This is a genomic window from Vibrio sp. CB1-5, assembly GCF_059412285.1.
This window is the reverse complement of record NZ_JBJHPB010000004.1, coordinates 54767-68033: the sequence shown is the minus strand read 5'-3', so window position 1 is coordinate 68033 and position 13267 is coordinate 54767. Positions and strand designations below refer to the sequence as shown.

The window sequence follows — 13267 nt, the reverse complement described above, 5'->3', positions numbered from 1 at the left end:
GCAAAACAAACCATTCATTCTATGTAATGTTTTGTTTTGCTTCATATTAGCAACTTATCTTTAATGTTATTGATAACCATTCCCAATCAATGTAGGATTGCGCTCCTGTTATTTTTTACATTGAGCTCGCTATGAATATCTCTTTTGCACAAGGACTTCGTGCTGTTATCGTCAATTTTCTCGCTTTTGTCTGTGTTTCCGCTGTAGCAAGCGACACCCGAGTTTTCGAAGACCAACAAGGACAAGTTACTATTCAAGGCAGCCCAAGTCGTGTTGTCGCTCTTGAGTACTCTTTTGTAGATGCGCTCGCGGCGGTAGGCATCTCCCCCGTCGGGGTCGCCGATGACAAGAATATCGAACGTATTCTGCCTGAAATTCGTGAGCTGATTAAACCCTGGCAATCTGTTGGCGTGCGCCCACAGCCAAGCTTAGAGGCCATCGCAGAGCTCAAGCCCGATCTCATCATCGCGGATGCTGAGCGTCACGCTACCATTTACAACGATCTTTCAAGCATAGCCCCGACCGTTCTTCTAAAAAGCCGTGGTGAAACTTATGAGGAAAACTTAGAGTCGGCATTGAAGATCGGTATTGCGGTAAACCGAGAAGCTGCAATGAAAGCTCGAATTAAAAAGCACCACGAGATCATGGCTCAGTATCGCCAGAATCTATCATCAGCAGACAACTTTCAGTTTGCCGTCGTAACAGACAAAGGCATGTGGCTACATGGACCAGACTCCTACGCGGGTGGGGTTATTACTGCATTAGGACTGAAAGGGCCCGCCGTTCCGAAAACAGACAAAGCGTACATTGAAGTGAGCTTTGAGCAGCTTTTAAAAATCAACCCAGATTGGCTGCTACTTGGCCCATATAAACCCCATACCGTCTATGATGACTGGGCGAACAATCCTCTTTTTATGATGCTGAACGTTTCAAAGTCACAGCAAGCAGTGAAAGTGTCGCCGCAATTGTGGTCACTAAACCGAGGGATAATCGCAGCAGAAGGCATTGCTAAAAACCTAACTGACATCATCCAGAAGCCGTAGTTTACCTATGTTCCAATTCCAACAGTGCAAGCTTTGGCTTGCACTTTTTTTGGGAATGTTTATTTCCCTAAACATCTCCCTGATCGCTTGGTCTAGTTTCGATTTAACGATCTCCGCTCTCAGTCACTATTGGTTTGCCTTCGATGCTAATAATATGGAGCATCAGATAATCAATACGCTCCGCATGCCGAGAGTGTTGGGCTGTGCGCTGATTGGTGCCAACTTAGCCGTGGCTGGTGTGCTCATGCAAGGCCTTACTCGAAATCCACTTGCTTCACCGTCGGTGCTCGCCATCAATTCGGGTGCGGCACTTATGATTGTATTGACCAGCTTTGGAATACTGACCCTACCGTTACCTACTTTCGTAGCAGGAGCACTGGGAAGTGCGCTAAGTGGTCTACTGGTTATTTATCTTGGCGGTTTCTTCGAAAATCGACCTCACCCAGTCAAGCTTGTGCTTGCTGGTATTGCAGTTAATGCTCTGCTACTAGGGTTAACTCGAGCCACGATTATTCTTGCAGACGATCAAGCCTATAGCATTCAATCTTGGCTAATTGGCTCTGTTAGTAACCTCGACTGGGACTCTATCAGTCTGCTCGCCCCGATTAGTCTGTTTGCCCTGCTACTCAGTTGGGGGCTAGCTCATCAATTAAACTTATTGGTACTGGGCAACGATGTCGCGACTGGGCTTGGCGTCAACACTACTGTCATACGTCTACTTGCTTGCCTAGCCATTGTTATACTGACCAGTGTCAGTGTCTCCACAGCGGGTCCAATTGGCTTTTTAGGGCTACTTGTTCCTCACATGGCACGCAAGCTTGTTGGTAACAACTTCTTCGTTTTGATACCAGCCAGTGCGCTTCTTGGTGCATTGTTACTGATGCTGTCTGATACCTTGGCTCGTGCCATCGCCTTCCCAAGCGAGACGCCAGTAGGCGTAGTGACAGCGCTGATTGGCACGCCATTTTTCATCTATATTTCCATAAAAGGCCGCATCAACTCATGAAGCTTTCTTGGTTAATTCTAGCTCTGGTTCTGATTGCTGTAGGCATCGTAAGCATGCTAGTTGGTGTCACGCAATTGTCATTGGCACAAATCGTCGATACCCTTTTTCAGGGTGGAGACTATGACTTTGTCGTTAATCAATATCGATTTCCACGACTATTGCTTGCCATTAGTGTCGGTGCGGGACTTGGTGTCTCTGGTGCGCTGGTACAAGGCGTGATCAGAAACCCTCTTGCTTCTCCAGACTTGATAGGGGTGAGTGCTGGCGCTGGGTTCGCTGCCACACTGCTATTGACCATCTATCCCAATGCGCCAGTTTGGTATCTTCCTTTGGCGGCCATCTTTGGTGGCGTTAGCGTAGGACTTGCTTTGGTTATCATCGCCCAAGCGGCAAAACTACCACCAGCGAGAATGGCGCTTACCGGCATCGCTATCAGCGCCTTATTAGCCAGTGGTATCGACTTTCTCTTAGTTGTCCATCCTATCGAGATCAACACCGCCATGATTTGGCTGACAGGAAGTCTGTGGGGCAGAGGATGGGAGCAGCTCCCTTATATTTGGCTAGGCTTGGCCATTTTATTGCCAATTGCCCTATGGTACGCATGGCGTCTTGATATCATCGGCCTTGGTGACGAATCCGCCATTGCTCTGGGCGTGCAACTCGAAAAGGTACAGATAGCCGCAATACTCAGCGCCGTCATGCTCGCTAGCCTTAGTGTGTCCATCGCCGGAACCATCAGTTTTGTTGGATTACTCGCACCGCATTTAGCTCGCATGTTATTTGGACACAATCATAAAGCGCTCGCCATCGGCTCAGCATTGATTGGAGCGTTATTGGTGCTCATCGCAGATGCTATTGCTAGAGGTATCTCGCCACCAATCGAACTTCCTGCTGGTGTTCTGACTTCCGTCATTGGGGCACCTTACTTCATCTTTCTATTAAAACGACACAAGGGTTGGTAATGCTGTCTGTTAAAAATCTACACGTTGCCTATGGCAACAAAACCATTATCCAAGATCTCAACCTGTCGATCCCAAAGGGAAAAATTACGGCTCTTATTGGACCGAATGGCTGTGGCAAATCAACCCTGTTGAAAACACTGGCAAGAATCAATCAGCCTAAATCTGGCGGGGTGTTTATTGACAATACGCCACTAACTAAGATCCCAACTAAAGCGCTGGCACAAAGGCTATCGATGTTACCTCAAACGCATACTAGCCCAGAAGGTATCTCTATACGCCGCTTGGTTGAGTATGGGCGTGCACCCTACACCTCACATTGGGGAAAACTCAACGAACAGGATAACCAAATCGTAGAACGTGCTATGGCGGCCACCAGCATAAGCGAGTTAGCCGAACTGCCTATCGATGCTCTCTCTGGTGGTCAGCGTCAACGTGCTTGGATCGCGATGATCATCGCGCAAGACACCGAAATCGTCATGCTAGATGAACCCACCACTTACCTTGATCTTTCTCATCAGGTCGAGCTAATGCACACCATGCAAACCATGAATCAAGAAGGTAAAACTGTAGTTGTCGTTTTACATGATCTCAACCAAGCCTGCCGCTACTGTGACCATTTGATTGTTCTTAAGGATGGTCAACTCATGACCGAGGGCGCTCCGTCAGAAGTGTTTACCCAGTCATTACTCAAACACGTCTTCGACCTAGATGCGATGGTGATTGAAGACCCTGTCTCCAACACCCCAATGTGCGTCGCACGCTAATCATTTCAATGTGTTATACATTAAGTACAACACATTGAAATTTAAGTATTGATAATCATTATCATAAGCACTACCATTGCAACGAAATTTAAAATCAGTGGTAATTACATCTAATGGCATCATCAACAGGGAACCGAGTTTTATCCCTTTCACTACTCGCACTATCCATTGCTCAAGCCAACGCAGCTGAAACAACAGCGTCATCGACAAAAACAGAACAAGATAACGCCGATGAAAACATGGTGGTAACGGCAACACGCTACAGCCAAGACGCAGATAAGATCCCAGGGTCAATCCACGTTATCTCTGAAAAAGAGCTCAAACAGCAAACTGCGGTCGCCGACGACCTGACCAGCGTTATCGCAAACTTGGTACCAGGCATGACCCCGAGTCGTCAGAAGTTATCGACGCAAGGTGAAAACCTTCGCGGCCGTACTGCACTTATCATGGTCGATGGTGTTCCACAAAATAACCCCCTTCGAAATGGTAACCGTAATGGCTATACCGTTGACTCTTCAATGCTTGAGCGTGTCGAAGTTGTGCAAGGCGCGAGTGCTGTGCAGGGTAATGGCGCGACAGGCGGTATCATTAACTACGTAACCAAGAGTGCCAAACCAGGCGATCACTGGAAACAAACGATCGGTACACGACTGACTTCTAACCTCAAAGAAGACGGTACAGGCGGCAAGGTTTACTACAACCTGAGCCAATACGATGAAGATTATGATCTGTTTATCGGTGGTGCGTGGGAGCAGCAAGGTCTGTATTACGACGGTAATGGCAACCCAATTGGCATGAACTCGATCCAAGGTGAAACTCAAGATTCAAACGCGACCAACTTTCTTGCAAAAGGTGGCTACAACTTTGATGGTGGTAATCAACGCGTCAGCTTTAGTGCCAGCCGATTCAAACTACAAAGCAACCAAAACTACGTTGCTGTAAAAGGCGACTGGCAAAATGGCGTACCAGGTACCGTTGTAAAAGGCACACCAAGTGGCGATCCAACCTCTAACTACGCTGAGCTCTATAACTTTGGTTATGATCACTACGACTTCTTAGGTGGTGAGCTTAAATTCCAGGCCTTCTACCAAAACTTTGAAGCTGTCTACGGACAAGCATCTTGGTGGCCTACACCAGACAAACAGTATGACCAAGGCGCAATCGTCTCTACCAAAAAGGGTTTCAAACTCAGTTATGTGAAGCTGGATCTCCTTGGCCTTGACGATAGCTGGGTGATTGGCCTTGATGGTCTAGAAGACTCGACCAAACAAAAACTGACCCAATCGAACCGCGATGTGACGCCAGATATGATGTATCAGAGCATCGCACCGTTCGTTCAAGGTGACATGCTGGTCACTGATTCACTGCGCCTGTCTGGTGGTGTGCGCTTTGAAAATACACGCGTGAAAGTGGCGAATGGTCAAACACTTTGGGGCTACGGCAACGGCGGTCATCGTGAAGTGAACATCATCGGTGGTGAACAAACCTTCTCCCAAGCTGTATTTAACGCTGGCGCCGTCTATGATTTCACACCAAACGTGTCTTCATTCGTTGGCTTTAGTCAAGGGTTCGGTTTGCCAGATATTGGCCGAGTACTTCGCGGCAACTGGATCGGCGGGCCTGGTGTTGATGCGCCATCTGGCGGACACCCTATCGATTTCAATACTATGCCAGCGGTTAAGCCAGTCGTAACAGACAACTACGAAGTTGGACTAAGTTACAGCAACGATAAGTTCTTCATTAGCGGTAGCACTTACATGTCTATTGCAAAAGATGGCGCTAACCTGAGCTTAAACAAAGGCGGAACCTATGATGTTGTTCGCCAAAGAACCGACATCAAAGGTTATGAGCTAAGCTCCACCTACCACATTTTACCAACCACTCAGCTTCAAGCGCTATACTCGCACGTCGAAGGTCAGGTAGATACTAACCAAGACGGCCGAGTAGACAGCGATATGGATTTGAAAAACCTATCACCAGATCGCCTGTTGGTCGCAATGAACCACCAGTTTTCTGATAACTGGAATGGCCGAGTACAATACAACCACATGTTCTCACGCTCAAAAGAGCAGAACGGTGCGGGCAGTGCACAGAAATTTGATGGCTATGGTCTGATGGACCTTTCGATGTTCTACAACATGAAACAGTATGGCCGCATCAGTGTCGGTATTGAGAACCTGTTTAATGAGCAGTACATTAACTACTTTAGCCAAATCCGTCACCATAGTGCCTATTACTTCTCGGGTCGCGGTAGGACGTTTAGCTTAGGCTACGAAGTCGACTTTTAATAAAAGACCCTCACCAATGGTGAGGGTCTTTTTTATAACTCTGGCAACACTAACTCAGTTTTTCTAACCAGCTAGGAGCTGTGACTTCGTAGTTTCGTCCGTAAATGCAGCATTCACACTATTGCGATAGATGTGCATATAATCTTCTTCGCTCAAGTTAAACTGTTCCATCACTTTTTGTACTTCTTTTGTCATAGTCGTGTTGGACACCGTTCTGTTGTCCGTATTGATCGTTACTGGAATACCACGCTGTCTAAAGTCTTCAATCGGGTGAACGTCCATACTTTCTACCGCTTTGGTTTGCACGTTGCTACTTGGGCAGGTTTCCAGTGCCACTTGCTTCTCATGAACCAGGTTAAATGCCGCTTGATGTGTCGCAATGTGGATACCGTGTCCCACTCGCTCCGCACCTAGCATTGTAATCGCATCATATACGTTCTGACCTTCTCCCTGCTCGCCAGCATGGATCGTAACATTAAGGCCTTTTTGTTTTGCATACTGAGCAAACGGAATGAACTTCTCACAGAAGCCAAGCTCCTCGCCACCAGCAAGGTCAAATGCAGCCACGCCTTTGCCTACATATTGCGAACCAACATCAATCACATCGTTAATCTCATCGGTTGGCATATGACGCAGTAACGACAAAATGATATTGCCTTTGATACCGTGTACCTTTTCAGCACGCTGCATACCCGCAACGACTGCACCGATGATTTCCTCAACATTCAGACCTTTCTCACGATGTAGAAGTGGACCAAATCGAACTTCCATATAAGTGACGTTTTCAAGTGCTGCATCTTCATACACTTCAAAAGCGATTCGTTCTAGCGCTTCTTTGGTTTGCATGACCGATAGCGGCAAGTCGAAACGCTTTAGGTATTCAATGAGGTTAGGACAGGTCTCTGGAGCGATCATCATATCGCGAATAACGTTGACGTCCGTACTAGGCAAATCGATGTTCTGTTGCTCCGCCAACTCGATAATAGTTTCTGGGCGCACACTTCCATCTAGGTGGCAGTGAAGGTCGATTTTTGGCAATTGTTTATAATTCATCGTTACCTCTCTAGTCGTAATCGTTGGCAGTTATACTGATAAACGTACGACAAAACCACCCTGACGTTCCAAAAAAGTGTGATGAGACTCAATAATATTCGAGTAAACGATTGCGTATTGGAATGTCACTTATTGACGTTAGTCGCAAACAGTTCTGTGACACTTCCACCACATTTCACGACACTTCTCGCACAGAGTTCCCCATAGAGATCCCTTACATTACACCCCAACAATCAAACACTCTAAAAATTCTTTTAAGGTATCGGAATGAAAAAAGCAGTAGTACTTGCAGTTTCTGCACTAACGGCAACTGGCGCGTGGGCAAACTCTACGGAACCAGGTTTCTACATTGGTGGTGGTTTTGGTCTTACTGAAAGCAAGCTAGAAACGAGTGACATTTCTGGCCTTCCAACTATTGACGGTGCGCGCTCTCTTCGTGTGTACGGTGGTTACCAATTCAACCGTATCGTTGCTTTGGAAGGTGGTTACACAAACTATGGCGAGTTATCTCCTCAAGGTGCTAACGATCTAAAAATGACCCCAAGTGCCTTCTCACTCGCAGCAAACCTAGGCTACAGCTTCGACAATGGTCTACGCCCATTCGCTACGCTAGGTCTGTCTCGCGTTAACATGGATATCAATGACAGCGGTCATAAAGAAAGTGATTCTGCAACAGGTTTCCGTTACGGGTTAGGTCTTGAATACGCACCACAAATGGTCGAAGGCCTTGCAGTTCGCGTGGCTTATGAGGCTGACGCATTCAATGTAGCAAATATCGACAACGGCAATACTGTAACTTTCTCAGCAGGTTCTGTATACCTAGGTGCTTCATACAAGTTCTAATAATCTCGGCGCTTACTAGCCTGGTAGTAATAAAACCAACGCCCACCGTCCGTAGACTTTGGGCGTTTTTTCATTCCCGTAAATTAGATTCCTCAATCGGATACAGCCGCTCACTCTTAGGCATCCAAAACTGACAACCATCGCGCTTCATTGTCGTCGGGTTTCCCCAAGCACTGCAGATAAATTTATCATTCTCTTTGTCTCTTTGAAATTGGCGACAGGTTCCACAAACAAATTTCATTTTCCATCTCTCCCTAAGTATTAAGCACACTCTAATTAGATACTCACCCAATTGCATTGATGCATCGCAAGATTCATAACATGTCAGAATTTGCGTATTTTTCATCTGGTGAGAAAGGGATCGATGAATTTTGTTCCCTTTCTTATCTGACAGGAATATAAATTGCGTAGTCCTTATTGATGATAGATAACCAATTATGGGAAACGCACAGCAACCCTCGACTCAGGTCAACGAAAAGCCATTGCAACTGCTTATGCAAGTTGCCGTATCGGATGAGCCCGTCTCTGCCAAAGCATTAAGCCTGCAACTTGGTGTTCCTTTGAGTAGTTTGTATCGACATATAAAACTGCTCAAAGAATGGAACCTAATTGAAGAGAGCGCTCACGATAAAACACTGATTGTTGGTCCAGCCGCCCTATTGCTTATGCACAGCTACCAATCGAGTCCACATAATCTGGAAACAATTGAAAGCATCTTGTTTCGTTTACAAAAACAAACAGGTGAAATGGCAGCCTACATGGTGCCAGTGGGCTACAGAGCTCTCTGTGTTAGCTTACAAGAAAGCGCACAGGCACTCCGCTGCAGTTATGTTCGTGGCCAAAGTCAGCCATTACTTCGAGGCGCGTCTTCTAAAGTGATGTTGGCTTATTTGCCAGAGGCTCGCCGCGAAAAAATCCTTCGTCACTTTGGTGAAGAAACGAACGCAGAGAGTTGGCAAAGTGAGTTAGAACAGATCCGTCGTCAAGGCTTTGCTATCAGTACTTCAGAGTTTGATCCTGGCGTAACCGGTATCAGTGCTCCAGTGACTAAAGGCACAAAGCTGATCGGTGCGGTTTCCATTATGGCCCCTGCCCACCGCGTAGAGGCAAACAAGGACAGATTTATTCTACATGTATTACAAGCGGCCAGAGCGCTGCCACCAGAAAGGTAATTCATCATGCTCAGCGTCTTCAAACAGTTATGGAAACGTTGTTATCATCCAGCCCTGGAAAACAAACTGTCGATACTGACCGTCTGTGAAACGATTAAACCTCTTAACAACGCTCAAGTTGAAGACGCTGACTCTTTACTCGATACTGCCTACGATTGGCTGAGCGCGCAGCACAATTCTCATTTAATGAGAAATATTGGGCACTTCCCTGACCTCAAGGTCACTTGTACCAAGCCGCCATATTTCGAGAATCCCGCAACAAGTTTGAACTTCAACGACAAACTAATTGAACAGCTGACTGTTGGTGCAATGCCGCTGGTGATCACCAATTGCCATGAAACTCTACTCGATGTTCTACCAAGCCTTATCATTGATCAGGAGGATGTGGGCATTATCAATATCAACGCCCATTTACTCATGGATCAGTGTTTGGATTTGACGATGGGTTCTATGCTCCATTTCGCTCTAAACCGCTTTAATGAATGCCGTTCATTTCATATAGGTATTGATCGCAATCGTTGCGACAAAAAACAGCTTGAGTACGCAGAAGATATGGGTTGTAACTGGCTGCTTGCCGATGAGGTCAATTACCGCGGTCGTACTATGCTCAAAGAGCAGCTTGCTCGTTTTATTAGTCACTGCGACAAATTGGTGTTAACTATCGACCTTCCCTCGATTTCAAAGCACAACTCTAGTAGCGAGAAGCATAAGTTGGACATCAATATGGTGCTGCGTGTGCTTCGCCAATGTTTGGCTTCGAACAAGGTGCTTCTGGTGCAGTTAGTAGGATCAGAAGAGCGCCATATTTATTCCAAAGCAACACAGCTTTTGGTGCAAGAGCTGGGACAATTTTATGAGTAAGGTACTTCAGTGGTGATTCTGGCTACTTTGGTGGTTTTGGCGAAAAATATTGCCGTTTGACTTTACGATGATCGAAACCAGTGCATACAATGAACTCTGGTCACAGATCCACATGTTTCCAGAACAAAGCGTCCAAGCACACATAGATGTACAAGGTAAAGTCATGATGCCAATCCACAACAGCACCTTCGATATTGCGAACCCAATACCAGTCACTAAGTGGTGGCAGCAATGAGAACGCTGCCGATCACCGCTTTGGTTCTAAGTTTTGCCAGCCAAAGTGCGCTGGCAAGTACAGAAAGCGATGTGCTCTACCTCATCGAGCAAATGAACAGCTCCCCTTGCACCTTTATTCGCAATGGTGATGAGCATAATGGCCAAGAAGCAGCGGCGCACCTGCGCCGAAAATGGGATTATGCCAAAGACAATGTCACTTCCACTCAAGTGTTCATTGATGAAGTGGCATCTAAAAGCTGGTTTACCGGTAGAGCGTATAAAGTGGTCTGTGATGGGCAATCGACGAGCAGTGCTGAGTGGTTAAGCCAGAAACTGCTGTCAAAGCCTAACTAATGCGCTGTGAAGCACTCATCATCACACACGTTTTGCCCTCTTCATTGACCAGCAAAACCTGACTGCCATCACTAACAACGTCCAGCATTTGCGAAACAAATATTGGGCGTTTGAAGCTAAAATGACACTGGTTCACTCTCTCGTTATTGCCAACTTGTTTGCTAGCAACACTTAATAGTCTCCCTGCCATATCCATGCCATGAACAATGGGTGCTTTGAACCCAAAAAGCTTCGCCATAAAACCACTTAGATGAATCGGATTATAGTCACCCGACACGCTCGCATAGGCTCTAGTGCTCGCTTTTGATGTCTGTAGGTTGGTTTGATGCTGATAGGCGGATATATCATCCACCAAAACTGTGCCACCCCGTTTTGGTTTCGAATTTTTAATTGGCATCAAATATCCACTACGATAACGCGCTAGCGTTTTCCCATCCAAAGAGAACTCCCCAAGTGTCTCAAATCGTTGACCTCTCTCCGTTTTCTCTTTCATTTCAAGCGTTACTGTAAATTGATAACTCTTCCCTACTTCTAGCTTCTCAATCAGTTCAAACTCAACAAACGTATGCACTAACCCCAATGGACGAATTGGCGTTTCTGGGTGAACGAAAAGTTGTAGTAACTCACTCTGTGTTGCCACAAACAAATAGGTGGCGGGTACGCGCGATTCATCAAAACCAAAGTGCTTGCAGTAACAGCGAAGCACATTTTCATCAATCGTAAAGGATGAATTGGACAGCAGCGCATTTACTGATGATTGCGGCAGCGCTCCTCGTTGTGGTCGTTTCAAGAGTGCTTTAAGCAGTAACGAACGATATCGAACGCTGTTATTGGCAACAATGTGCATTATCTTTTTCCTGGCAAAACTTAAGTTGAAGTTTACTGGTAACGCGGTGGATAGCTCAAGGCCAGAAAGAGAGTTCGACAGACATAATTAGTAAAGTCTTACACAGAAATTCAACTTCGATTCTTTATGGACTTCGTACTTGACCTGTCTACTGCTTTACAGTTTAAGCTCCTTACATCATTGAATAACCGAGCAATAGAAATGAACTACATACAGTTACAACAACCTAAAGCAAAGATGTTGGAAGCATTGTTCGCAAAAACATTTGGTGACTCAGAAGGATTGGAAGAAGGTAAAGCCATTGGTCAGCTTGCAAGAGACCTAATCGAAACAACCAACAGTGAAGATATCGTCGTGTTTGCAGCAATGGATAACGACACCTTGGCAGGCGCGATTTACTTTACTCGCCTTAACTTTGAGTCAGATAAAACTGCATTTTTGTTGGCACCGGTTGCAGTACATACCGACTACCAAGGTCAGGGTGTGGGTCAAGAGCTGATCAAGTTTGGTCTAGATACAATGACAGCACAAGGCGTATCCCTTGCGTTTACCTACGGCGATCCAAACTACTATGGCCGAGTCGGGTTTGAGCCGATTACTATTGAGCAGTTTGCTGCTCCTCATAATCTTAGCCATCCTCATGGCTGGCTAGCACAATCACTAACGGCAGAGACGTTGGAGCCGATCAATGGTAGCTCAAGTTGTGTGGCGGCCTTTGATAAGCCTGAGTTTTGGTAGTGGGTATTGGGGGAGGTAATCTCCCCTTCTCACGTTCCACCTAGGATCACTCCTCATTTCCTTGAACATGAGGATCTTCTAAAGCACTTTGCTGGAGTTAGTTTTTCGGAAGCCAACACGGATTTGCCCCGTTTCGTGTTTCAAAGCACCGCCAAATTACCTTCATCCCCTTGAAAAAGGGGATCTCATTCAGCGCGTCGCGAAGCGGATTTGCGTGACTTAGTCGAACTTTTTCAGTTACCTACATGCGGTAGGAGATCCTCACTTTCGTGAGGATGACGGCTACTTGGGGCATGTTAAATACGAACGGACGTAGACTATTTTTGTCCAGAGGCGTGCTGGCGGGGCATGAAACACGAAAATGCCCCTTTTTGAGTTTCAACCGTCAGCCATCTCACTTTTATTGAGCAACAATCGACATACTTTTCCTCATGCCAGTAAGATGCCTACAAAACTATATAAACGTAGCAAGCAAGAAGAAAGGCTAGTGATATGAGAGAAACAAAAGAAACCAAGTGGGCTAAAAAGGTTGCAGCAGAAATCCATAACCACCTACAAAGTATTTCACCAAAATACGCTGCAGATGTTGCTCAAAAACTATGTTATGCCAATGAGGTACGCCAGTACAGAAATGACATAGCAGATTGCATTGAAACCAAATTCGAGACGGATATTTTAATCTACGAATGGATTGATGATGCTACGTGGACACCGAGAGTGGTAGTGGAAACGAAAGTTGATAGTGTTACAACCCATGATGCTATTACGTACAGTAAGAAAGCTCAGAATCATAGAGTAGTACACCCATTCTTGCGTTACGGAATGTTTATTGGTGGTATTGGCAACGGTGGTGTACCAGCAAGGCTCCTTCGTCACGGTGAAGCGTTTGATTTTATGATTGCTTGGAAAGACTTAGTTTCCACGAAAGAGGAAAAACAAACGCTTTTGGGCATCCTTGCTGATGAAGTAGAAACATCCAAGAGGGTCGAAAAGATACTCTATAACAACCGAAGCAAAGAGCGCCAAAAGGTTACCGCGTATCATAGACCGTTAGTTCTATTTGACGTTTAAGATAACGCATTCTATTTCATTGGTTTTTATCTATATGGTCGATTTTCCC

General features: G+C 45.9%; 13 protein-coding genes and 1 pseudogene. 12 read left to right on the top strand and 2 right to left on the bottom strand.

The window, feature by feature from the left end; all coding sequences use genetic code 11:
• Positions 1-131: 131 nt before the first annotated feature.
• The 5 genes from ACJB0T_RS04190 (at position 132) to ACJB0T_RS04170 (ending at position 6063) form a co-directional block, all read left to right on the top strand.
• On the top strand, positions 132-1043 hold the full coding sequence (locus ACJB0T_RS04190) for a Fe(3+) dicitrate ABC transporter substrate-binding protein (RefSeq protein WP_479293872.1): 912 nt from the start codon (positions 132-134) through the stop codon (positions 1041-1043).
• Between the two features lie 7 nt (positions 1044-1050).
• Complete coding sequence (locus ACJB0T_RS04185) at positions 1051-2049, top strand: FecCD family ABC transporter permease (protein WP_495292911.1); 999 nt, start codon at positions 1051-1053, stop codon at positions 2047-2049.
• Positions 2046-3011, top strand: a complete 966-nt coding sequence (locus ACJB0T_RS04180; RefSeq protein ID WP_479293874.1) for a FecCD family ABC transporter permease — start codon at positions 2046-2048, stop codon at positions 3009-3011. Before ACJB0T_RS04185 ends, ACJB0T_RS04180 begins: the two co-directional genes overlap by 4 nt.
• Positions 3011-3775: a Fe(3+) dicitrate ABC transporter ATP-binding protein FecE gene (gene fecE, locus ACJB0T_RS04175; protein WP_479293876.1), complete on the top strand. Its 765-nt coding sequence runs from the start codon at positions 3011-3013 to the stop codon at positions 3773-3775. The genes ACJB0T_RS04180 and fecE overlap by 1 nt, the downstream gene beginning before the upstream one ends.
• A gap of 113 nt (positions 3776-3888) precedes the next feature.
• Positions 3889-6063: a TonB-dependent receptor gene (locus ACJB0T_RS04170; protein WP_479293878.1), complete on the top strand. Its 2175-nt coding sequence runs from the start codon at positions 3889-3891 to the stop codon at positions 6061-6063.
• A gap of 63 nt (positions 6064-6126) precedes the next feature.
• On the opposite strand, the gene add is transcribed toward ACJB0T_RS04170, so the two are convergent.
• Positions 6127-7116 carry an adenosine deaminase gene (gene add / locus ACJB0T_RS04165; RefSeq protein ID WP_479293880.1) on the bottom strand — a complete coding sequence of 330 codons (990 nt, stop codon included), beginning with the start codon at positions 7114-7116 and terminating at the stop codon, positions 6127-6129.
• Positions 7117-7383: 267 nt separating this feature from the next.
• Here add and ACJB0T_RS04160 point away from each other — a divergent pair, with 267 nt between their 5' ends.
• The 5 genes and pseudogenes from ACJB0T_RS04160 to ACJB0T_RS04140 all read left to right on the top strand — a co-directional run bounded on the left by ACJB0T_RS04160 (position 7384) and on the right by ACJB0T_RS04140 (position 10562).
• Positions 7384-7959 (top strand): porin family protein, encoded by a 576-nt coding sequence (locus ACJB0T_RS04160; protein WP_479293881.1) that lies wholly within the window; start codon positions 7384-7386, stop codon positions 7957-7959.
• 437 nt (positions 7960-8396) lie between these two features.
• Positions 8397-9131 carry an IclR family transcriptional regulator gene (locus ACJB0T_RS04155; protein WP_479293883.1) on the top strand — a complete coding sequence of 245 codons (735 nt, stop codon included), beginning with the start codon at positions 8397-8399 and terminating at the stop codon, positions 9129-9131.
• Between the two features lie 6 nt (positions 9132-9137).
• Complete coding sequence (locus tag ACJB0T_RS04150) at positions 9138-9992, top strand: arginase family protein (protein ID WP_479293885.1); 855 nt, start codon at positions 9138-9140, stop codon at positions 9990-9992.
• A gap of 2 nt (positions 9993-9994) precedes the next feature.
• Positions 9995-10227, top strand: a pseudogene (locus ACJB0T_RS04145) (MBL fold metallo-hydrolase); the annotation flags it as partial.
• A complete protein-coding gene (locus tag ACJB0T_RS04140; protein WP_479293887.1) occupies positions 10224-10562 on the top strand; it encodes a DUF5329 family protein in 339 nt (112 codons plus the stop codon). The pseudogene ACJB0T_RS04145 and the gene ACJB0T_RS04140, both read left to right, overlap by 4 nt.
• On the opposite strand, the gene ACJB0T_RS04135 is transcribed toward ACJB0T_RS04140, so the two are convergent.
• Positions 10555-11409: a MaoC/PaaZ C-terminal domain-containing protein gene (locus ACJB0T_RS04135; protein ID WP_479293889.1), complete on the bottom strand. Its 855-nt coding sequence runs from the start codon at positions 11407-11409 to the stop codon at positions 10555-10557. The two genes, ACJB0T_RS04140 and ACJB0T_RS04135, sit on opposite strands and share 8 nt — an antisense overlap.
• A 201-nt stretch (positions 11410-11610) precedes the next feature.
• Here ACJB0T_RS04135 and ACJB0T_RS04130 point away from each other — a divergent pair, with 201 nt between their 5' ends.
• Together ACJB0T_RS04130 and ACJB0T_RS04125 are read left to right on the top strand one after the other, a co-directional pair.
• Positions 11611-12147 (top strand): GNAT family N-acetyltransferase, encoded by a 537-nt coding sequence (locus ACJB0T_RS04130; RefSeq protein ID WP_479293891.1) that lies wholly within the window; start codon positions 11611-11613, stop codon positions 12145-12147.
• A gap of 492 nt (positions 12148-12639) precedes the next feature.
• The gene (locus tag ACJB0T_RS04125; RefSeq protein ID WP_252013847.1) at positions 12640-13218 is read left to right on the top strand and encodes a hypothetical protein; all 579 of its coding nucleotides are present in this window, start codon (positions 12640-12642) and stop codon (positions 13216-13218) included.
• The last annotated feature ends 49 nt before the right edge of the window (positions 13219-13267 follow it).